We start from the raw sequence: 21,407 nt of genomic DNA, 5'->3' as shown, positions 1-21,407 counted from the left end.
TCTAGCGCACTTAGATATCCAACGCCCAACACTACCGCATCTCACTAGTAGGGCGGTTGAAGTCGTTCGACTGCCTGCTTGACTGTCGCGGTAGCTGTGAAGCCTGCGCCGTGTTTAGTGGCAAGTTCTCGGGATCTCTGCCAAAACGCTTCCGCGCCCATCCCATAAATAAACTGCATCGCCCCCCCCGTCCACGCCGGAAACCCAATCCCAAAAATCGACCCGATGTTCGCGTCATGCACGCTGGTCAACACGCCCTCGGCCAGGCAGCGCGCGGTCTCGATGGCTTGGCGGTAGAGCAGCCGGTCCTGGATCTCCTGCACGCTCCACTCCACGCCGGGCTTTTCAAACAGAGGTTTCAGCTCGGGCCACAGGTGCTTCTTGGCGCCTGCGGGGTAGTCGTAAAAGCCGCCGCCACCGGCGCGGCCCGGGCGCTTCAGTTCCTTGACCATGCGCTCCACCAGCAGCTCGCCGGGTGTGGCGGTGTAGGTCTTGCCTTCCGCTGCATAGTCGGCGCGGGTCTGGTCCAGCACGTGCACGCTTAACGTCAGCGCGGTTTCGTCCAGCACGGCCAGCGGTCCCACGGGCAGGCCGGCCTGCATGGCGGCGTTTTCAATCGCGGCGGCGGGGATGCCTTCGCCCAGCATGGCGGCGCCTTCCATCACAAAGGTGCCGAAGGTGCGGCTGGTGTAGAAGCCGCGTGAGTCGTTGACCACGATGGGCACCTTGCCCAGGGCCTGCACGTAGTCGAAGGCGCGGGCCACGGTTTCGTCATCTGTCTGTTTGCCGCGGATGATCTCCACCAGCTTCATCTTGTCCACGGGGCTGAAGAAGTGGATGCCGACAAACTTCTCGGGCCGGCTGCTGGCCGTGGCCAGGCCGCTGATGGGCAGGGTGGAGGTGTTGCTGGCAAAGAAGCCGCCGGGCGCCAGCTGCGGCTCGGCCTCTTGTGTGACTTTGGCCTTGAGGTCGCGGCTTTCAAACACGGCTTCGATGATGAGGTCGCAGCCCGCCAGGTCGGCCGCGCTGGCGGTGGGCGTGATGCGCGAGAGCAGCGTTTGCTGCGCCTCGGCCGTCATGCGGCCCTTGTCCACACGGGCCTGCGTGAGGCGGGCAGAGTAGGCCTTGCCGGCCTCGGCTTTCTCCGCGCTCACGTCCTTGAGCACGGTGGCGATGCCTTTGCTCGCCTGGGCCCAGGCGATGCCCGCGCCCATCATGCCGGCGCCCAGGATGCCGACCTTTTGCGGCTTGTAGCGTGGGGCCGAGCCGGGGCGCGACTTGCCGCTCTTGATCGCGTTCATGTCGAAGAAGAACGTGTTGATCATGTTGCGCGCCACGGGGCCGGTCATCAGGCGGGCGAGGTAGCGGCTTTCGATGCGCAGGGCGGTGTCGTAGTCCACCATGGCGCCTTCGACCATGGCGGCCAGTGCTGCCTCGGGCGCGGGGTAGCGGCCGCGGGTGGTCTTCTTGAGCATGGCGGGCGCCACCGTCAGCGCGCCCGCAATCTTGGGGTTGGCGGGCGTGCCGCCGGGCATCCTGTAATTTTTGTCGTCCCACGGCTGCACGGCGTGTGGGTGGGTGGCGATGTGGGCCAGGGCTGCGGGCAGCAGCTGTTCGCGCGTAGCGACCAGCTCGTGCACCAGTTGCAGCTCCAGCGCCTCGGCGGGGTTGAAGAGCTTGCCTTCCAGAATGTAGGGCTGCGCACCCATCAGGCCCAGCAGGCGCGTCATCTTGGTCACGCCGGTGGCGCCAGGCATCAGCCCCAGCGTGACCTCGGGCAGGCCGAACTGGATCTTGGGGTCGGCCACGGCGATGCGGTAGTGGGCGACCAGGGCCACTTCCCAGCCGCCACCCAGCGCGGCGCCGTTCAGGCACGCCACCACCGGGATGCCCAGGGTTTCGAGCGTGCGAAAGTGCTTCTTCATGCGCTCGATCTCCCCAAACGCGGCGGGCGCATCGGCGGGCGTGAGGCGCATGGTGGCCTTGAGGTCGGCACCGGCAAAGAAGCTGGTCTTGGCCGATGCCAGCACGATGCCTTTGAGCGCAGCGCCCAGGCGTTCGCGGTCGCCAAGCACCTGGGCGGTGACCTCGCCCAGCTCTTGCTGCCACTGGCGGCACATGGTGTTGACGGGGGAGTTGGTTTCGTCAAAGGTGATGACGGCAACTTCGCCGTCGGTGCCCTGGGCGGGGATGAGTTCGTAGCGGATGGTTTGCATGCTGATGTCTCCGAATCTGTAATACGGCATAGCGCAGGTGTGGGGCGCGGCCTTAGATGAAGCGTGGCCGAGGCCAGCGGACGCCGTGGAACTGGCTTTGCCAGGCAAGTGGCGTCGTCCCCCTTCCCATCGCGCAGCGATGAGAGAAGGGGGAAGCGGCGCAGCCGCTCAGGGGGGTGTTCCTCATATGCGTTCAACGATGGTGGCAATGCCCATACCGCCGCCCACGCACAGCGTGGCCAGGCCGTAGCGCTGGCCCCGGCGGTGCAACTCGTCAATCAGGGTGCCGAGGATCATGGCGCCCGTGGCGCCCAGCGGGTGGCCCATGGCAATGGCGCCCCCGTTCACGTTGACCTTGTCGTGCGGTACGCCCAGCTCGCGCATGAAGCGCATGGGCACGGCGGCAAAGGCCTCGTTCACTTCAAACAGGTCGATCTGGTCGATGGTCATGCCCGCACGGGCCAGCGCCTTTCTGGCAGCGGGCACGGGGCCGGTGAGCATGATGGTGGGGTCGGCGCCGCTCAGTGCCGTGGCCACGATGCGTGCGCGGGGAGTGAGGCCGTGGGCCTTGGCGGCGGCCTCGTTGCCGATGAGCACGGCAGCGGCGCCGTCCACAATGCCCGACGAGTTGCCCGCGTGGTGAACGTGGTGGATGCGCTCCACCTGCGGGTAGCGCTGCAGCGCCACGGCGTCAAAGCCCATGCCGCCCAGTTGCTCGAACGATGCCTTGAGCGCACCCAGGCCTTCGAGGGTTGTCTTGGGCTTGATGAATTCGTCTTCCGCCAGGATGGTCTGGCCGATGAAGTCGCGCACGGGCACGACGGAATTCTTGAAGTAACCCGCGGCACGCGCGGCGGTGGCGCGGCGTTGGGATTCAAGCGCGAAGGCATCCACGTCGGCGCGGGTGTAGCCGTCCAGCGTGGCGATCAGGTCGGCGCCGATGCCCTGGGGCACGAACAGGGTTTCTGAATTGGTGGCGGGGTCTTGCGCCCAGGCGCCGCCGTCGGAGCCGATGGGCACGCGGCTCATGCTCTCCACGCCGCCGGCCACCACCAGGTCTTCCCAGCCGCTGCGCACTTTTTGCGCGGCCAGGTTCACGGCTTCGAGGCCCGATGCGCAGAAGCGGTTGACCTGCACACCCGCACAGCGAAAGTCCCACCCGGCCTTGAGTGCCGCCACCTTGGGCAGTACCGAGCCCTGCTCACCCACGGGCGAGACGATGCCCATGACAACGTCGTCCACCGCTGCCGTGTCGAAGCGGTGGCGTGCCTGCAGCTCAATGAGCAATCCCGTGAGCAGGTCGATGGGCTTGACCTCGTGCAGGGTGCCGTCCTTCTTGCCCTTGCCGCGCGGGGTGCGCAGCGCGTCGAATACATAGGCTTCGGTCATGAATGGTCTCCGGTGGTCTTTAAACGAAGGCAACGCCGAACAAGCCCATACAAGGGCTTGCTCAGGGATGCCGTGAAAGTCGCATGGGAAATGGGCAGATGCCTTAAAACACGCTTCGTACACATTGACAGCGAACGGCGCCCCGCTGGCCCACGCCACGACAGCACAACCTCTGACGCCGGTCCAGCCGGTTTTGCACTATCTTTCTGCAGTCGCTATCTAAATTTCTGGCTATGAAAACAAACACATCCTCTGCCGTGCAGCGCATGGCCCGTGGCGCCATCGAGTACGACGACACGCGTGACGGGTTTGCGCTGGAGCACCACGTGGTGCTGGCCGCATCCAGCGCGCTGGCGGTGGCGGCCTTCATGGCGCCCTCGCGCGGTGCGGCCGCCATTCGCGGCATCGGCGCCGGGTTGCTGCTGATGCGCGCGCTGAGTGGCAGCCAAGGCATCCGCGCCTGGTTGAACGTCACAGACCGCCGTCCCGGGGCGCCGCTCAGCCCCGAGGAAGCCCGCGCCGCCTGGTACCTGTGACGGCGTGGGGCGCGCAACGCGGCGCTGTTTTGCGCGCTGCTGCGGGCGCTGCGTGTGGCGCAGTCCATGGCGCTATTTGCCCAAACCCATCGCACGCGCAATCACCTCTTTCATGATCTCGTTCGTGCCGCCGTAGATGCGCTGCACGCGCGCATCAGCGTAGGCGCGGGTGATGGGGTATTCCCACATGTAGCCGTAGCCGCCGAAGAGCTGCACGCATTCGTCCATGACCTTGCACTGCAGATCGGTGGTCCAGTACTTGGCCATGCTGGCGGTCTGGGTGTCGAGCTGGTCGTTAGCGATCAGCTCGCAGCATTTGTCCACGAACACACGCGCCACCTGCACCTGGGTCTGCAGCTCGGCCAGGGTGTGGCGTGTGTTCTGGAATGACGCCACGCTCTGGCCGAAGACCTTGCGATCCTTGACGTAGTCCACCGTCCAGTCGATGGCGGCCTGCGCTGCGGCCACGGCGGTGATGGCGATCTGCAGGCGCTCCCACGGTAGCTGCTCCATCAGGCAGATGAAGCCGCGCCCTTCCATGGCGGGGCCGCCCAGCAGGTTGCCCACCGGCACCTGCACGTCGTTGAAGAACAGCTCGGACGTGTCCTGCGCCTTCATGCCCATCTTCTTGAGGCGCTGGCCTTTTTCAAAGCCGGGCATGCCGCGTTCCACCAGGAAGAGGCTGGTGCCCTTGGCCCCGGCAGCCGGGTCGGTCTTGGCGACCACGATCACCAGGTCGGCATGCCAGCCGTTGGTGATGAAGGTCTTGCTGCCGTTGAGCACATAGTGTGACCCGTCCGCGCTCTTGATGGCCGTGGTCTTGATGCCCTGCAGATCGCTGCCGGCGGCGGGCTCGCTCATGGCGATGGCGCCCACCATGGCGCCGCGGGCCATCTGCGGCAGGTACTTCTGTTTCTGGGCTTCAGTGCCGTAGTGAAGGATGTACGGCGCCACGATCTCGCTGTGCAGACCAAAGCCGATACCCGTGGTGCCTGCACGCGCCAGCTCTTCCATCTGCGCCACCGAATACAGCTTGTCGGCCCCGGCGCCACCGTATTCCTCGGGCAGGCTCATGCACAGAAAACCGTTGGCGCCCGCCTGGCTCCACACCTCGCGCGCCACATAGCCCTGGTCTTCCCAGGCGGCGTGGTGGGGCGTCACTTCCTTGTCGATGAAGCGGCGAAAGCTGTCGGCAAAGGCCTGGTGGTCGGGCTGGAAGAGGGTGCGTTCGATCATGGCGGTGGACTTGGTCTATTTATGCAAAGTTACTGCTTGGTTAAATTTTGCCACCGACTAGGCTCGGATGCACCCCCTGAAATACAAAAGCCGCCCGAAGGCGGCTTGTGAGAGCGTTTAAGTTCTCATGGCTTGACGTAGTCGGACACCACCTTCCACTTGCCGTCGGTGATCTGCGACAGGCGCGAAAGATCGCTGCCCAGGCGTTTTTGTGGGCCAAAACTGGCTTCGGCGCTGCCGAACATGTCGGGCGGAATCACCATGGTGTCCATGGCCTTGATGAAGCTGTCGGTGCTCAGGTTGGGGCCCGCCTTCTGGGCCGCCTTGATGAAGGCGTCGATGGCGTTGTAGCCGTAGACCGAGAAGACGGTGGGGTCTTCATTGAACTTGGTCTTGTACTTGTTGGCCCAGAAGCGGATCGGCTGGCTGGCCTCGTCCAGATAAGGGTGCTGCACCGTCATGGTGGCGTACAGCCCGTCCATGGGCTTGCCGCCCAGCTTGTGGATAAGGTCGGTGTAGGCGGCGCTGGAGCCCAGGAAGGTGGGGTTGAAGCCCGTCTTGCGCGCCTCGCCAATGGTGCCGATGGTCTCGCGGATGATGGTGCCCAGGATCACGAAGTCGCAGTCCGAGGACTTCATCTTGGCGACCTGCGACGAGAAGTCGGTAGCGCCGCGCTTGTACGAGGTCTTCTCGGTGAACTCCATGCCCAGGGCCTTGAGCGCTGCTTCGCCACCGCGCATCACCTCCAGCCCGAACTCATCGTCCTGGTAGATGGTGCAGATCTTCTTGGCGCCTTTTTCCTTGATGAGTTTGGGCGCGGCCAGACGGATCTGGTCGTAGTAGGTGGCGGCAAACGAATACTTGAGCTTGTGGAAGGGCTCGTACATTTCCCGCGCGGCCGTGATGGGGAAGAAGTTGATCACGTTCTTGCTGAACTGCACGGGCATGGCCGCCAGGTTCTGGGCCGTGCCGATGTGGCCCACCATCATGAAGATCTTGTCCTGGTTCACCAGCTTCTGCGCGGCCAACACGGCTTTCTTGGGGTCGTAGCCCGAGTCTTCCACCTTCAGGTCGAGCTTGCGGCCGTTGACGCCGCCTTGCTCGTTGGCTTCGTCCACGCGCAACATCATGCCCAGCCGCACCTGCTTGCCAAACCCTGCCAGCGGGCCGGACAGGTCCTGGATGGAACCCAGCGTGATGGTGTCCTTGCTCACGCCCTGGCTGGGCTGGGCTTGGGCGGAGGCACCGGCCATGGCCACGAGGGCCAGCGCGGCGATGTGATGAAACTTCATGGCACGTCTCCTTCGGTTGGATCGAAACAAAAACGATCGCTCGTTATAGAACGATGCCCGGGGTGGGGCACCAGCACTTTCCCTATCCTGACGGGCGTGGCCTGTGGTTGCGTGACGTGCGCACCTACGGGTACATCGCCTCAATCTGGGGGGCGTACTTCTGCTGCACCAGCTTGCGCTTGAGCTTCATGGTGGGTGTCAGCTCTTCGTCCTCGGCCGTGAGTTGCGTATCGAGCAGGAAGAACTTCTTGATCTGCTCCACGCGGGCGAACTTGGCGTTCACGCGGTCGATCTCGGCCTGAATCAGCTCCTGCACCTCGCGCGTGCGGGTCAGGCTGGCGTAGTTGGAAAACGGCACGTCGTTGTCCTGCGCGTATTTCTCCACGTTTTCCTGGTCGATCATGATGATCACCGTGAGGTAGGGCAGCTTGTCGCCAATGACCACCGCGTCGGTCACGTAGGGGCTGAACTTGAGCTCGTTCTCCAGCTCGCTGGGCGTGATGTTCTTGCCGCCCGCCGTGATGATGATGTCCTTCATACGGTCGGTGATGCGCAGGTAGCCATCGGCGTCGATGGCGCCCACATCGCCGGTGTGCAGCCAGCCATCGGGGTCGATGGTTTCGGCAGTCTTCTCGGGCTGGTTGAGGTAGCCCTTGAACACGTTGGGGCCGCGCACCAGGATCTCGCCCGTGGCGGGGTCGATGCGCACCTCGTTGTAGCTGGCCGCCGGGCCGATGGAGCCGGGCTTGATACGGCTGGCGGGCACGCCGGTGGCGGCGCCGCAGGTCTCCGTCATGCCCCACACCTCCAGCATGGGCACGCCCAGGGCCAGGTACCACTTCACCAGTTCGGGCGAGATGGGGGCGGCGCCGGTGACGAGAAAACGCGCGCGGTGGATGCCGATGAGCTTGCGCACATTGTTGAGCGCCAGCCAGCGCGCCAGCTGGAACTGCAGCTTCAGCGGCCCGCCCACGGGCTGACCCGCCAGCACCCGATCTGCAATGCGGGTACCCACGCCGATGGACCAGGCATAGGCCATCTGCTGCATGCGTGTGGACTCCTTCAGGGCAATCATCACGCCGGAGTAGAACTTCTCCCACACGCGCGGCACGGCGGTGAACACAGTGGGGGCGATCTCACGCACGTTCTCGGGCACGGTGTCGGGGTTCTCCACAAAGTTCAGGCGCGCGCCGGTGTACAGCGAGAAGTATTCGCCGCCCATGCGCTCGGCGATGTGGCACAGCGGCAGAAAACACATGGTCTCGTCGGCCTCGCTGCGCGAGATCAGCGTGTTGTAGCCGCGTACGGTGTAGGTGAGGGCTGCGTGCGTGTGCATCGCGCCCTTGGGCTTGCCCGTGGTGCCCGAGGTGTAGACCAGAATGGCCACGTCCTCGGGCCTGCAAGCTTGCACGCGGCGCTGGATTTCATCAGGGTGCTGCTGGTTCCAGGCGCGGCCCAGCTCGCGCAGGGCCGTGAGGCTCAGCACATCGGGGTCGTGCAGGCCGCGCAGGCCTTCCATGTCGAACACCACAATCTTGCGCATCAGGGGCAGGCCGCCGCGCACTTCCAGCGCCTTGTCGAGTTGTTCATCGTCTTCGACAAACAGCACGGTGGTGTGGGAGTCTTCGCTCAGGTAGTGCACCTGCGCCGCCGCATCGGTGGGGTAGATGCCGTTGGCCACGCCGCCACAGCTCAGCACGGCCAGGTCGGCCAGCACCCATTCGATGTTGGTGTTGGACAGGATGGACGCGCATTCTCCGGGCGCAAACCCCAGCGACATCAGGCCGCCCGCAATCTCCCGCACGGCCTCGGCCGTCTGGTTCCAGGTCCAGCTCTTCCAGATGCCCAGTTCCTTCTGGCGCATCCACACGCGCGGGCCGCGCTCGGCCACGGCGTTCCAGAACATGGCGGCGATGGTGTCGCCTGCGAGCACGTCAGTGCCTGCGGGCTGGATGTGAGAAAGGTCCCAGAGATTGCTCATACCGTCCTCATCGCCATGTTTTCTTCTTTTTCCAGCGCCGCTCTCCGCGCACACCGACATCTTTCATCCCAAGGTAGAACTCCTTGATGTCGTCCTTTTCGCGCAGGCGCTCGCAGCTGTCTTCCATCACGATGCGGCCGTTCTCCAGCACGTAGCCGTAGTCGGATGCGTTTAGCGCCATGTTGGCGTTCTGCTCCACCAGCAGGATGGTGGTGCCGCGCTCGCGGTTGATGCGCACCACGATCTCGAAGATCTCCTTGGTGAGCTTGGGGGACAGGCCCAGGCTGGGCTCGTCCAGCAGGATGAGTTCGGGGTTGGCCATGAGCGCACGCGAGATGGCCAGCATCTGCTGTTGCCCGCCTGACAGCAAACCAGCATCCTGCGCGGCGCGCTCCTTCAGGATGGGGAAGTAGCCATACACCGTTTCAATATCCCGAGCCACGGCATCGGCGTCGCTGCGGGTGTAGGCGCCCATGAGCAGGTTGTCGCGCACCGAGAGCAGTGCAAACACCTCGCGCCCCTCGGGGACATGCATGAGGCCCCGGCGCACGATGGCCGCCGGGTCGTTGGCGGTGATGTCGGCGCCCGCGAATTCGATGGAGCCCTTGCGGGGGTCGATGATGCCGCTGATGGTCTTCAGGATGGTGGTCTTGCCCGCGCCGTTGCTGCCCAGCACGGCGGCGATCTCACCCCGTCGCACCTGCAGGCTCACGCCCCGGATGGCCTTGATGGGGCCGTAGGCGCTTTCCACGTTCTGCAGACGCAGCAGGGGCTGGTCAGCTGCTGCTGCGGTTGGTGTGTGGGCGGCTGCAAGTACGGCGCTCATGCCCGAACCCCCAGGTTGGAACCCGCCGGGCGGCGCAGGTTGCTCACATCGTCGATGGTGCCCAGGTAGGCCTCGATCACCCCGGGGTGCGACTGCACCTCGCGCGGCGTACCCATGGCCACGACCTCGCCCTGGTTCATGGCCAGCACGCGGTCGGATACCTTGGAGACCAGTGACATATCGTGTTCCACCATCAGCACGGTGATACCCAGCTCGTGCTGGATGTCCTGGATCCAGAAGGCCATGTCGTCGGTCTCCTCCACGTTCAGGCCCGACGATGGCTCGTCGAGCAGCAGCAGTTGTGGCTCGGTGCACAGGGCGCGCGCCAGCTCCACCACCTTGCGCACGCCATACGGCAGGCCGGCCACCATGGTGTCGCGGTAGTGCTGCAGGTCGAGGAAGTCGATGACCTGCTCGGCCTTTTCTCGGGCGCGGATCTCTGCGCCGCGCACCTTGCGGGTGAAGAGCATGTCGGCCCACAGGCCGGTCTCGCGGCGGGTGTGGCGGCCGATCAGCAGGTTGTGCAGCACGCTTGCGTGCTCGAAGAGTTCGATGTTCTGGAAGGTGCGTGCAATGCCCAGGCCCGCTACCTTGTGCGGCGGCTGGTCGGTCAGCGGCAGCAGGGCCCCGCCCGGGCCCGCATAGGCGATGGTGCCGGTGGTGGGCGTGTAGATGCGGCTGATGAGATTGAACACCGTCGTCTTGCCGGCACCGTTGGGGCCGATGAGGGTGAACACCTCGCCACGGCGCACATCGAAGCTTACGTTGTTGACCGCCAATACGCCGCCAAAGCGCACGCTGAGGTTCTGGGCGCTGAGAAGTAAATCAGCGGTGTTCATGGGCAAAGCAGCGTTGGTCATTCACTGTTCCATGGGATGAGTGCACGGCCGTTGAAACCGGCGTGCCTCGAGCCAGTGCCCCCGCGCAAGGGCCGCCCCGCCGCGCTGGGGGCGTCCCCCTCCCGACTCGCGTAGCGAGACGAGAGAGGGGGAAGGCGCGAAGCGACTCAGGGGGTGTTTCATTTCAACCGATCCGATTTCTGGAACGACTTCTGCCGCTTGAACAGGCCCCTGCGGTAGAACGGGAACATCTGCAGCCAGGTGCGCACCTTGAGCCAGCGGCCGTACAGCCCCATGGGCTCGAACAATACAAAGGCGATCAGCACCACCCCATAGACCACGGCCTGCAGGCCCGGCGCCTGGCCGATGGCGGCGGGCAGCCAGTCCTTGCTGAGCGAAATCATCTGCGGCATGGTGATGAGGAAGATGGCCCCCAGGAACGCGCCATGCACCGAGCCCAGCCCGCCGATCACGATCATCAGCAGCAGGTCGATGGACTGCAGGATGTTGAACTGGTCGGGCGAGATGAATTGCAGCTTGTGCGCATACAGCGCGCCGCCCACGCCGGCCAGCGCCGCCGAGATCGAGAATGACAGGGTCTTGTAGCGCGCCAGGTGGATGCCCATGCTCTGCGCCGAGATCTCCGAGTCGCGGATGGCGACGAAGGCCCGGCCCGTGGGCGAGCGCAGAAGGTTCAGGATGGCCAGCGTGCTGACCACGGCAATCACGAGGCACAGAAAGTAGAACGACTCGGTGGATTCGAACTTGAACCCCCAGATTTCGGGCGGCACCAGGTGCTTGCCAGAGTTGCCGCCTGTGACCGATTCCCACCGCGCAAACACCTCCTCGACGATGAAGCCGAACGACAGCGTGGCCATGCCCAGGTAGATGCCCTTGACGCGCAGCGCAGGCAGTCCCACCACCACGCCCACGGCGGCCGACAGCCCCGCCGCGCAGGCCAGCGACAGCGCGAACGGCCAGCCCATGCCCGTGAGCACCGCCTGCGTGTACGCCCCTACGCCGAGGAAGGCCGCATGACCCAGCGAGAACAGCCCCGTGAAGCCGGCCAGCAGCATGAGCCCCAGGCCCACGATGGCGTAGATCAGCACAAAGGTGAGTTGCGCCAGCCAATACTCCGGCGCCACCCAGGGGGCTGCGACCAGCCCTACGGCCAGCAGGCTGTACCAGAAGACATGCCCGCCATGCTTGGCCAGGCGCAGGTCTTGTTCGTAAGATGTCTTGAAAAGAAAGCGCATGGGGTCAGACTTTCTTTCTCAATTTTTCGCCGAACAGACCGTTGGGTTTGACCATCAACATGATCAGCACCACGATGTACGCGGCCGTGTCCTTGAAGCCGTCGGGCAGATAGAAGCCCGAGAGCGATTCGACGATGCCGATGACCAGCCCGCCCACGATGGCGCCCGGCAGGCTGCCAAAGCCGCCCACCACGGCCGCCGGGAAGGCCTTGAGCCCGATGAGTCCCATGTTCGCGTGCACAAAGGTGATGGGTGCCAACAGCAGCCCGGCTACCGCCGCCACCGCTGCGGCAAGCCCCCAGGCCAGGCCGTTCAGACGCTGAACGGGGATGCCCATGTAGTAGGCCGCCAGCTGGTTCTGCGATGACGCCTGCATGGCAATGCCGAGCTTGCTGTAGCGGAACATGGCAAACAGCAGCACACACAGCACGCCCGTGGCACCGATCACCACCAGCTGCTCGGCGTTGAGCACCAGAGCGCCGAGGCGAAACGACAGGTCCTTGTAGGGCACGGGCAGCGTATGGGTGTCGGTGCCGATGTTGGGGATCATCGTGACCAGCCCGCGCAGCACGTAGCCGATGCCGATGGTGAGCATGACGATGGAGAACGCGGGCTGGCCCAGGATGGGACGGATCACCGCGCGCTCGAGCACCGTACCGAAAAGACCCATGGCCAGGATGCTGGCGAGCACCGCCACCCAGAAGGGAAAGCCCAGCACCGTCATGAGCGCGAGGCCGCAGAACGCGCCCAGCATCATGAGTTCGCCCTGGGCAAAGCTCACGGTCTCCGTGGCTTTGTAGATAAGCACGAACCCGAGCGCGATCAGCCCGTAGATGCATCCCTGTGAGACACCGCTGATCAACAGTTGCACAAATTGCACACTGGCTCTCCAGAATAAGTGATACGCAAAGCGGGTAAGAGCGGGGCGTATGCCTTGTGGGCATGTGCTTGGCGCATCGTTGCTTGCGCAGGTCCTGCAGAATATTTTTACAAAGCGATTGCTTTGCATAAATAATGGTGCACGCGTGCTGTGCATACCGCACTCGGGGCTAACCCTGATGGGGTGGGCGAGCGGGTAGCGGCGGATATTGACGCAGCGCTGCACCCTGCGCAATAGGAGTAACGTCGGGTGGGGGAACAGGTTCTGAGCACAGGGCCACAGGAGAGCCGCATGTCCGTAGAGGTTGAAACGCAAGGCGGTGTCACGCTGGTGACATTGCGCCGGCCTGATGTGCGCAACGCGGTGGATGCCGACACCGCCCGCGCGCTGCATGCGGCCTTCGTGGCTTTTGAGCACGATGAAAGTGCCGATGTGGCGGTGTTCCAGGGCGCTGGCGGGCATTTTTGTGCGGGCTGGGATCTGCAGTCGGGCGCGCGCTTGCTGGCCGACGGCGTCGCGCCCGAGGCGCTGGCAGAGACGCTCGACTTCCCTCCCGACGCGGTCCACCCGCCGGGGCCTATGGGACCGAGCCGCCTGCATCTGTCCAAGCCGGTGATCGCCGCAATAGAGGGCGCCGCCGTGGCCGGTGGCATGGAGCTGGCGCTGTGGTGCGACCTGCGCGTGATGGCGGAGGACGCGTATCTGGGCGTGTTCTGCCGCAGGTTTGGTGTGCCGCTGATCGACGGCGGCACGGTGCGCCTGCCACGCCTCATCGGGCTGTCGCACGCGCTGGACCTGATCCTGACGGGGCGCAAGGTGGATTCGTCAGAAGCCCTGCGCATGGGGCTGTGCAACCGGGTGGTGCCTGCAGGACAGGCGCTGGATGCAGCCCTGGCGCTGGCCCGCGAAATCGCGGCCTTCCCGCAGGCCACGTTGCGCGCGGACCGCGCCAGCGCGCTCGCCGCTGGAGGCCTGCCGTTACAGCAAGCCTTGCTGCAGGAATGGGCCGGTGGCCGCGAATGCCTGGCCGAAGCACTGCGCGGTGCCTCGCGTTTTGCCTCGGGGCAAGGGCGCCATGGCCAGTTTTAGATAAAAATGACCGCTGGCGCTTATCTAATAAGCGTACACAGCTACAAAATCAGGAGTGACTGGATGGTTTCGATTGCACGCACCATCCGGTATTGACCCCCAGGAGACCCATGAGCAAATCCACCGCCACCCCACCCCCACAAGCCTTTGAGCCTGAGTTCATCGCCGGGCTCAAGTCCATTTTTGAAGAAAAGATTGTGTTCAACCAGGTGCTGGGCCTCAAGATCACCTCGCTGGCACCCGATGGCGTGGTGGGCCGCATCGACATGAAGCCGGACCTGGTGGGCCACTACGCCTACAACCGTATTCACGGAGGCGTGATCAGCGCCGGGCTCGACGCCATGGGCGGTCTGGCGGTGATGGCCGCCATTGGCGCCAAACACCTGGATGAAGCACCCGAGCAGCGCCTGCACCGTTTTGCCAAGCTGGGCACCATCGACTTGCGCATCGATTACCTGCGCCCTGGCATTGGCAGCCATTTCGAGCTGCGCGCGCAGGTGCTGCGCCTGGGCTCGCGCGTGGCAACCACGCGCATGGAGTTTCTGGGGCCGGATGGGCAGATCATGTCGGCGGGGGCTGCGGCTTATATAGTGTCCTAGTCCAGCTGTCCCCCGGGCCGCCTGCGGCGCCTTCCAGCAAGGGTGACGCCAGCGGTGGCCTGGCCAATCCAGTTCCACGGTGGCCCTGGCCCTGGCCTTGGGAAGCGCCAGTTGCCTGCGTCGTGCCCGACTTCGCCCCACCATGCCGGGCAAGTTCGGCGCCGGGCTGTGGCACACGCCGGATGTGTGATCCCGCAAGCCTTGCAAGCGCATGCTACGAGCGAACCGTTTGGTTACCGTTCTTGCGTAACGAAGGCATCTTTCACGGGGCGCGGTACCTACGATGACTCTCTTTTCAAGGAGATCTGATGGCCGTGCAAAACCCCTTCTTTGGCAAGCGTGAACCCGAGTCGTTCCAACCCCGTAGCAGCACCACTTCAGGCTCCGTATTGGGAGGCTCGGCAGCGAGCAGTTCTGCAGCTGCACAGCCGGTGGCCAGCCCGGCAGTCCCCAAGGCCGCCAGCAGCAGCGACAGCTCGGGCAGCAAGCTCACGGTGGGCCCGAACATCAAGCTCAAAGGCGTGGAAATTACCGATTGCGACACCCTCGTGGTCGAAGGCACGGTCGAAGCCACCATGGATTCGCGCGTGATCCAGATCTCGGAGCATGGTGCCTTCAAGGGCTCGGCCGAGATCGACATTGCCGAGATCCACGGCGAGTTCAACGGCACGCTCACCGTGCGCCAGAAGCTGGTGATCTACAGTACCGGCAAGGTCAACGGCAAGATCCGCTACGGCAAGCTGGTGGTGGAAGAGGGCGGCCAGCTGGCGGGTGAGATCGAAGCCGGCTTTGCGAATGGTGTGTCCTTGTCTGGCGCACAGCGCACGTCCTCGGCGCCGCTGCGGGCAGAGCCTGCAGCCATGGCCGCCTGATCGGCGCTGCCTCCACAAATCGACAAATACGCAGGCACCTGCGGCGGCCCGGTTTGGCGGGTGGCCCGGGTGCCTGTTGCCGTCTGCGTCGGTGGAAAAGGGGCTGGGCTATGTGGTGCGGGGGTGGGCGGCGCCGGCATGAGGACTGGACCCGGTCCGGCACGGAAACATCTTTGTAGAATTTCCGCAGCCCTTTTCCACTTCCACACGCGCCCCCGCGCGCCATTGCCACCATGACGCGAGTCCTCCTTGCCGCGTGCCTCCTCCTGGCTTCGCAGGGCGCCTGGCCGCAGACTGAGTCCTCTGAGCCAGTGCGGCGCACCCGGCAGCCTGTGCAGCGCGACGCGGCACAGACCCTCGTGCCCGCACCCCCCGCAGCAAGCACCTTCACCCCGTTTGTGGATGCCCATGTGCACCTCAACAGCCTGCCGATGCAACTGGAGTTGATGGCACGCTGGAGGGCCAGCCATGCGGTGGTGTTCTGGGGCGGGCGCAGCAGCAATGAATCGGTGGCCGAGGCCGCGCGCCAGCATCCCGGCGTGTTGATCCCGTTTGCGTCGATATCGCCCGAACGCACGGCGTACCGCCCGCACTGGGAGCAGCACAGCGACGAGCTGCTGAAACAGCTGGACGCCATGCTCGCGACCGGACTCTACAAAGGCATTGGCGAGATCTCGGTGGCGCATTTCCCATCCGCCGGGTTCGCCGAGACGGACTTCGGCGTGACCGGCCCGATGATGACCGGCATCCTGGAACTGGCCCGCAAGTACAAGGTGCCGGTGATGGTGCATGTGGAAAACACGCGCATGGCAGAGCTTTCGCAACTGCTGCAGCGTTTCCCCGATGTCTCGGTGATCTGGGCGCACGGCGGGTACACGCCGCTGTTCCTGGCGCGGCGCATGCTGGAGCAGCACCCCAATCTTTACTATGAGCTTAGTGCGCGCACCTGGCCGCACCATCCCCGCTCGCCGGACTACACCATCCTGCGCGACGGGGTGCGGGTCTGGCCCGAGTGGCTTGAACTCATCGAGCAGAAACCCGGGCGCTTTCTGGTGGGCACCGATGCCAGCCACCGCTCTGCGTCGAGCGACGACATGAAGTACGCCAGCGTGCAGGGGTTTCTGACCCAGCTGTCGCCAGCCGCGCGCCAGCAGGTGGCGCGCGACACGCTGATGCGGCTCGTGGGCCTTGGCCCCTGAGAGCCGTTCAATGGGCGAACGTGCGCCGCCCGGCTTTCAAGAGGATGGGTTTGGCGTGTGTTTGGGGACGGGGCGGGGGCGCCCATGGTCGTCGATGGCCACATACGTCAATCGGGCCTCGGTCACCTTCACATACCGGCCCTGGTCGGTAAACCGTTCGGCATATACCTCCACCTCCACGGTGACCGAGGTATTGCCCACCCGTGTGATGGACGAGAAGAACGACAGGATGTCGCCCACGCGCACGGGCTGCTTGAAGATGAATTCGTTGACCGCCACCGTGGCCATGCGGCCCTGGATGTAGCGTGCGGGCAGCACCGAGCCCGCCAAGTCCACCTGCGCCATCACCCAGCCGCCAAAGATGTCGCCATTGCCATTGGTGTCGGCGGGCATGGGGATGACCTTGAGCACCAGCTCCTTGTCGGTGGGTAATGCGGCGGGTGGCGGGCTGAAAACGGCGGACATGGGCACAATCTCGGTTGGGGCTGAGCCAATCCTTGGGGAAACCGGTGGTTTCGCAAGGGGCTTGCGCCCTGCAAAAACCACCTGGGCATCAGCCGGGTCGGTAAAAACAACAACCGGAATTGTCCCCCATGCGCCACCACGGCGAAACTGCCCCCACCGCTCCCAGTGCCACCGCCAGTGGCACGGGCGTCAGCCCTGCGCCGGTCCCGTCCGACTGGGCCACCCTGCACCGGCTTTTGCCCTACCTGTGGCAATACAAGTGGCGCGTGATTGCCGCCATCGTGTTCATGATCGGCGCCAAGTTCGCCAATGTGGGTGTGCCCATCCTGCTCAAGACGCTGGTGGATGCCATGAGCTTCAAGCCCGGCGATCCCGCTGCGCTGCTGGTGGTGCCGGTGGGGTTGCTGGTGGCCTATGGCGGCCTGCGGCTGTCCACCTCGTTTTTTACCGAGCTGCGCGAACTGGTTTTCGCCAAGGCCACGCAGGGCGCGGCGCGCTCGATTGCGCTGCAGACCTTTGAGCACCTGCATGCCCTGAGCCTGCGGTTTCACCTGGAGCGGCAGACCGGCGGCATGACCCGCGACATCGAGCGCGGCGTGCGGGGCATCGAGTCGCTGATCTCGTTCACGCTGTTCAATGTGGTGGCCACGCTGGTCGAGGTGGTGCTGGTGCTGTCGGTGCTGGCCATCAAGTTCGACGCCTGGTTTGCGTGGATCACGCTGGCGGCGCTGGCGCTGTACATCACCTTCACGGTGCTGGTGACCGAGTGGCGCACGCAGTTCCGCCGCGAGGCCAACGAATTCGACTCGGCCGCGCACTCCAAGGCCGTGGATTCGCTGCTCAACTACGAAACGGTCAAGTATTTCAACAACGAAGGCTTTGAGGCCCGCCGCTACGACGAAAGCCTGGAGCGCCTGCGCCGCGCGCGGCTCAAGAGTCAGACCACGCTGTCCCTGCTCAACACGGGGCAGCAGCTCATCATTGCTGCCGGGCTGGTGGCCATGCTCTGGCGTGCCACGCAGGGCGTGGTCGATGGCCGCATGACGCTGGGCGACCTCGTCATGGTCAACGCCTTCATGATCCAGCTGTATATCCCGCTCAACTTCCTGGGCGTGATCTACCGCGAGATCAAGCAGAGCCTGACCGACCTGGACAAGATGTTCACGCTCATGGACAAGGAGCGCGAGGTGGCCGATGCGCCTGGGGCCTTGCCCCTGGCCGGGCTGGACCAGTCCACCGTGCGCTTCGAGGACGTGCACTTTGCCTACGATGTGCGCAAGGGCGGCGACCTCCGCAGCGGCCGCCCCATCCTGCAGGGCATCAGCTTCGAGATCCCGGCGGGCAAGACGGTGGCTGTGGTCGGGCCCTCGGGTTCGGGCAAGTCCACGCTGGCGCGGCTGCTGTTCCGCTTCTACGACATCCAGCAGGGCCGCATCACCATTGCGGGGCAGGAGATCCGTGGCGTGACACAGTCGAGCGTGCGCCAGGCCATCGGCATCGTGCCGCAAGACACGGTGCTGTTCAATGACACCGTGGCCTACAACATCGCCTATGGCCGCCCTGGTGCCAGCCAGGCCGAGGTGGAGGCCGCCGCGAAGTCTGCCCGCATCCACGACTTCATTGCCAGCACACCCAAGGGCTACGGCACCATAGTGGGCGAGCGCGGGCTCAAGCTGTCGGGGGGCGAAAAGCAGCGCGTGGCCATCGCGCGCACCTTGCTCAAGAACCCGCCCATCCTGATCTTTGACGAGGCGACCTCGGCGCTCGACTCGGCCAACGAACGCGCCATCCAGGCCGAGCTGCAGAGCGTGGCGCAGAACAAGACCACGCTGGTGATCGCGCACCGCCTGTCCACCGTGGTGGACGCGCATGAAATCTTGGTCATGGATGCTGGCCGCATCATCGAGCGCGGTACGCACGCCCAGTTGCTGGCCCAGCGCGGGCGCTATGCCAGCATGTGGGCATTGCAACAAGAAGCTCCCCTGGATGTGGCTCCCCCTGAGTCGCCTTCGACGCCTTCCCCCTGAGGGGGACGACGGCCTTTGCTGCGGGGCGGCCCTTGCTGGCCGTCCTCGCCATAGCGCCGCGCCAGTTTTACGGCGTCACTCAGGGACACTTTGGGGGGACTGAGATTTCGTTCCTCACTGCATTCGCTCTTTCAATTTGACCTTCTCATCCCTCCCATGAAACCTGTCCTGCTCGCCCTCATGTTCCTCTCCGAAGAACACTGCGCCCAGCTGTCCCAGTCGTTCGATCTGATCTACACCCCCGATGCCCCTCAGGCCGCAGCGGCCATTGCCACACACGGCGAACGCATCACGGCGGTGCTGACCATTGGCTCCACGGGCTTGAGCGTGGCGCAGATCGACGCGCTGCCCCGGTTGTCACTGATCTGCGCGCTGGGCGCGGGTTACGAGAACATTGCCGTGCAGCATGCCAAGGCGCGCGGCATCGTGGTGGCCAACGGTGCGGGCACCAACGACGACTGCGTGGCCGACCACGCCTGGGGGCTGCTGATTGCTGCGGTGCGTGGCATCCCCAAGCTCGACCAACTCACGCGCGAGGGTGTGTGGCGCACGGCGCTCCCGCTGCCGCCCAACGTGTCGCACAAACGCCTTGGCGTCATCGGCCTGGGCACCATTGGCAAGAAGATCGCGCAGCGCGCGCTGGGCTTTGAGGTGGAGGTGGGTTACCACAACCGCAGCCCGCGCACTGATGTGCCGTACACCTACTTTGCCGATGTGACGGCGCTGGCGGCCTGGGCGGATTTTCTGGTGGTGGCCACGCCGGGTGGAGGGGACACGCGGCACCTGGTCAACGCCCAGGTGCTCAACGCCCTCGGCCCGCGTGGCTATGTGGTCAATATCGCGCGCGGCAGCGTGATCGACACCCAGGCGCTGGCGTTGGCGCTGAAGGACGGACGCATCGCCGGTGCGGGCCTGGATGTGTATGAGAGCGAGCCCGCGCCTCCGGCCGAACTGGTGGCGCTGGACACCGTGGTGCTCACCCCGCACGTGGCCGGCTGGTCGCCCGAAGCCGTGCAGGCGTCGGTGGACAGGTTTGTGGAGAACGCGCGCCGGCACTTTGCGGGCGAGGCGCCGGTCTCACCTCTCTAGAATCTGAGTCTAAATGGCCGTTAGCGCTTGATGGATAAGCGCAGGTAGCTATTAAATCAGGAGTAATCGCGATGTCGCTGGATGTAGATGCCTTGCAGGCGCGGCTGCGTGCTTTTGCGGCAGAGCGGCATTGGGAGCCGTTCCACACGCCCAAGAACCTGTCGATGGCGCTCATGGTGGAGGCGGCAGAGCTGGCCGAAATCTTCCAGTGGATGACACCAGAGCAGTCGCTGGCGGCGCGCAATGACCCGGCGTTCACAGAACCCATTGCCGACGAGGTGGCCGATGTGCTGCTGTACCTGCTGCAGATCGCCGACCACGCGGGCGTGGACCTGGCGCAGGCGGTGGAGAACAAGCTGCGCAAGAATGCCGTCAAGCACCCGGCGCCGCGCGTTGTGGATCCAGCCTTGGACAGTCGTGAAATTTGAGGGTAAAGTGCCTCTGGCGCTTTTCTGATAAGCGCTAAATGCTATCAATAGTGAAGCAATTGGCTTGAGCCAGGCTATCGTCCAACGCACATGAAAAAGCCCCGCCGCAGCGGGGCTTTTTGGGGCTTTGTCGAACCAGCGTTGGGTTTACTGCTTGCGCGCCGCAATCGCCTTCTCGGCCGAGGTCACGAGGTCAGCGCCGATCTGGCCCTTCCACTTGTCGTACACGGGGCGTGTGGCCTTCACAAAAGCGGCGCGCTCGGCAGGGCTCAGCTGGGTCACCGTCACGCCCAAAGCGCCGATGTCCTTGAGCAGCGGCTTGTCGGCCTCGATCACGCCTTTGCGCGCGAGGGCGATTTCTTCCTTGCCGGCGTCGATGGCAGCCTGCTTGACGATCTCGCGGTCAGCGGGGGTCCAGGATGCCCAGATGTCCTTGTTGACGACAAAGATCAGCGGGTCATTCACGTAGCCCCACAGCGTGATGTGTTTTTGCGCCACGCTGTGCAGCTTGGCGGCGGTGAAGATCGACAACGGGTTTTCCTGTCCGTCCACGGCGCCGCTGGCAAATGCGGGCTGTGCATCGGCCCAGCTCATCTGCGTGGGGTTGGCGCCCAGCGCGGTGAAGGTGTCCAGGAACAGGGGCGAGCCCACCACGCGGATCTTCAGGCCCTTCAGGTCTTCGGGGGTCTTGATCGCCTTCTTGGAGTTGGAGATTTCGCGGTAGCCGTTTTCACCCCAGGCCAATGGCACCACACCCGCCTTGTCGAGCGTGGCAAAGATGCTCTTGCCCACGTCGCCCTGCGTCACCGCGTCCACAGCGGCGTAGTCGGGGAACAGGAAGGGCAGGGAGAACAGGTTGAGCTGCTTGACCTGGGGCGACCAGTTGATGGTGGAGCCCACGGCCATGTCGATCACGCCCTGGCGCAGCGCTGAAAATTCGCGCGTCTGGTCGCCCTGGATCAGCGAGACGCCGGGGTACAGCTTGATGTTGATGCGGCCGCTGGTGCGCTCGCGGACCTTGTTGGCCCACAGCTCGCCGCCCTTGCCCCAGGGGAACGCAGGGCCCAGCACCAGCGACATGCGGTATTCGCTCTTGTACGCGGTTTGCGCCATGGCGGCGGGTGCGGTGAAGGCCAGCGCTGCGGCAGCAGCCACGGCGGAAGTGAGGAAGGTGCGCAGTTTCATGGT

19 protein-coding genes are annotated in these 21,407 nt (G+C 64.7%); 8 read left to right on the top strand and 11 right to left on the bottom strand.

The annotated features are described in order from the left end of the window. Window positions 1–44: 44 nt before the first annotated feature. Together ASE39_RS17130 and ASE39_RS17125 are read right to left on the bottom strand one after the other, a co-directional pair. Window positions 45–2,216, bottom strand: a complete 2,172-nt coding sequence (locus ASE39_RS17130; RefSeq protein ID WP_057272114.1) for a 3-hydroxyacyl-CoA dehydrogenase NAD-binding domain-containing protein — start codon at window positions 2,214–2,216, stop codon at window positions 45–47. A gap of 183 nt (window positions 2,217–2,399) precedes the next feature. Beyond that, a complete protein-coding gene (locus tag ASE39_RS17125; RefSeq protein WP_057271931.1) occupies window positions 2,400–3,605 on the bottom strand; it encodes an acetyl-CoA C-acetyltransferase in 1,206 nt (401 codons plus the stop codon). A gap of 233 nt (window positions 3,606–3,838) precedes the next feature. On the opposite strand from ASE39_RS17125, the gene ASE39_RS17120 reads away from it, so the two are divergent. Continuing rightward, window positions 3,839–4,141, top strand: coding sequence for a hypothetical protein (locus ASE39_RS17120; protein ID WP_242421475.1), 303 nt, complete (start codon window positions 3,839–3,841; stop codon window positions 4,139–4,141). A gap of 72 nt (window positions 4,142–4,213) precedes the next feature. On the opposite strand, the gene ASE39_RS17115 is transcribed toward ASE39_RS17120, so the two are convergent. The 7 genes from ASE39_RS17115 to ASE39_RS17085 all read right to left on the bottom strand — a co-directional run bounded on the left by ASE39_RS17115 (window position 4,214) and on the right by ASE39_RS17085 (window position 12,451). Further along, window positions 4,214–5,377: an acyl-CoA dehydrogenase family protein gene (locus ASE39_RS17115; RefSeq protein ID WP_057271930.1), complete on the bottom strand. Its 1,164-nt coding sequence runs from the start codon at window positions 5,375–5,377 to the stop codon at window positions 4,214–4,216. 125 nt (window positions 5,378–5,502) lie between these two features. After that, window positions 5,503–6,669, bottom strand: coding sequence for an ABC transporter substrate-binding protein (locus ASE39_RS17110; RefSeq protein WP_057271929.1), 1,167 nt, complete (start codon window positions 6,667–6,669; stop codon window positions 5,503–5,505). Window positions 6,670–6,793: 124 nt separating this feature from the next. Continuing rightward, window positions 6,794–8,650, bottom strand: a complete 1,857-nt coding sequence (locus ASE39_RS17105) for a long-chain fatty acid--CoA ligase (protein WP_057271928.1) — start codon at window positions 8,648–8,650, stop codon at window positions 6,794–6,796. Between the two features lie 7 nt (window positions 8,651–8,657). Next, window positions 8,658–9,476, bottom strand: a complete 819-nt coding sequence (locus tag ASE39_RS17100) for an ABC transporter ATP-binding protein (RefSeq protein WP_057271927.1) — start codon at window positions 9,474–9,476, stop codon at window positions 8,658–8,660. Further along, window positions 9,473–10,336, bottom strand: a complete 864-nt coding sequence (locus ASE39_RS17095; RefSeq protein ID WP_057271926.1) for an ABC transporter ATP-binding protein — start codon at window positions 10,334–10,336, stop codon at window positions 9,473–9,475. Before ASE39_RS17095 ends, ASE39_RS17100 begins: the two co-directional genes overlap by 4 nt. A 158-nt stretch (window positions 10,337–10,494) precedes the next feature. After that, a complete protein-coding gene (locus ASE39_RS17090; protein ID WP_057271925.1) occupies window positions 10,495–11,571 on the bottom strand; it encodes a branched-chain amino acid ABC transporter permease in 1,077 nt (358 codons plus the stop codon). Window positions 11,572–11,575: 4 nt separating this feature from the next. Continuing rightward, entirely contained in the window at window positions 11,576–12,451 is an 876-nt protein-coding gene (locus ASE39_RS17085) for a branched-chain amino acid ABC transporter permease (protein WP_010462481.1), read from the bottom strand. A gap of 291 nt (window positions 12,452–12,742) precedes the next feature. On the opposite strand from ASE39_RS17085, the gene ASE39_RS17080 reads away from it, so the two are divergent. From ASE39_RS17080 to ASE39_RS17065, 4 genes are all read left to right on the top strand, one after another. Continuing rightward, window positions 12,743–13,540, top strand: coding sequence for a crotonase/enoyl-CoA hydratase family protein (locus tag ASE39_RS17080; RefSeq protein ID WP_057271924.1), 798 nt, complete (start codon window positions 12,743–12,745; stop codon window positions 13,538–13,540). A 110-nt stretch (window positions 13,541–13,650) separates the two neighbouring features. Continuing rightward, the gene (locus ASE39_RS17075) at window positions 13,651–14,139 is read left to right on the top strand and encodes a thioesterase family protein (protein ID WP_057271923.1); all 489 of its coding nucleotides are present in this window, start codon (window positions 13,651–13,653) and stop codon (window positions 14,137–14,139) included. Window positions 14,140–14,447: 308 nt separating this feature from the next. Continuing rightward, window positions 14,448–15,011 (top strand): polymer-forming cytoskeletal protein, encoded by a 564-nt coding sequence (locus ASE39_RS17070; protein ID WP_010462478.1) that lies wholly within the window; start codon window positions 14,448–14,450, stop codon window positions 15,009–15,011. A 233-nt stretch (window positions 15,012–15,244) separates the two neighbouring features. Then, window positions 15,245–16,210, top strand: coding sequence for a TatD family hydrolase (locus ASE39_RS17065; protein ID WP_057271922.1), 966 nt, complete (start codon window positions 15,245–15,247; stop codon window positions 16,208–16,210). A 36-nt stretch (window positions 16,211–16,246) separates the two neighbouring features. Here the strand turns inward: ASE39_RS17065 and ASE39_RS17060 are convergent, their stop codons facing one another. Beyond that, entirely contained in the window at window positions 16,247–16,675 is a 429-nt protein-coding gene (locus ASE39_RS17060) for an acyl-CoA thioesterase (protein ID WP_010462475.1), read from the bottom strand. Between the two features lie 128 nt (window positions 16,676–16,803). On the opposite strand from ASE39_RS17060, the gene ASE39_RS17055 reads away from it, so the two are divergent. The 3 genes from ASE39_RS17055 to ASE39_RS17045 all read left to right on the top strand — a co-directional run bounded on the left by ASE39_RS17055 (window position 16,804) and on the right by ASE39_RS17045 (window position 20,219). Then, a complete protein-coding gene (locus tag ASE39_RS17055) occupies window positions 16,804–18,702 on the top strand; it encodes an ABC transporter ATP-binding protein/permease (RefSeq protein WP_057271921.1) in 1,899 nt (632 codons plus the stop codon). A 156-nt stretch (window positions 18,703–18,858) separates the two neighbouring features. Beyond that, window positions 18,859–19,791 (top strand): 2-hydroxyacid dehydrogenase, encoded by a 933-nt coding sequence (locus ASE39_RS17050; protein ID WP_029413959.1) that lies wholly within the window; start codon window positions 18,859–18,861, stop codon window positions 19,789–19,791. 71 nt (window positions 19,792–19,862) lie between these two features. Continuing rightward, on the top strand, window positions 19,863–20,219 hold the full coding sequence (locus tag ASE39_RS17045) for a nucleotide pyrophosphohydrolase (RefSeq protein ID WP_010462468.1): 357 nt from the start codon (window positions 19,863–19,865) through the stop codon (window positions 20,217–20,219). Window positions 20,220–20,366: 147 nt separating this feature from the next. On the opposite strand, the gene ASE39_RS17040 is transcribed toward ASE39_RS17045, so the two are convergent. Then, entirely contained in the window at window positions 20,367–21,404 is a 1,038-nt protein-coding gene (locus ASE39_RS17040; protein ID WP_010462466.1) for a DctP family TRAP transporter solute-binding subunit, read from the bottom strand. Window positions 21,405–21,407 lie beyond the last annotated feature (3 nt).

Source organism: Acidovorax sp. Root267 (assembly GCF_001429215.1).
In the GTDB taxonomy this organism is placed as follows: Bacteria; Pseudomonadota; Gammaproteobacteria; order Burkholderiales; family Burkholderiaceae_C; genus Acidovorax; species Acidovorax radicis.
Note: the sequence above shows the minus strand (reverse complement) of the source record. Positions and strands in the feature narration are given on the sequence as shown.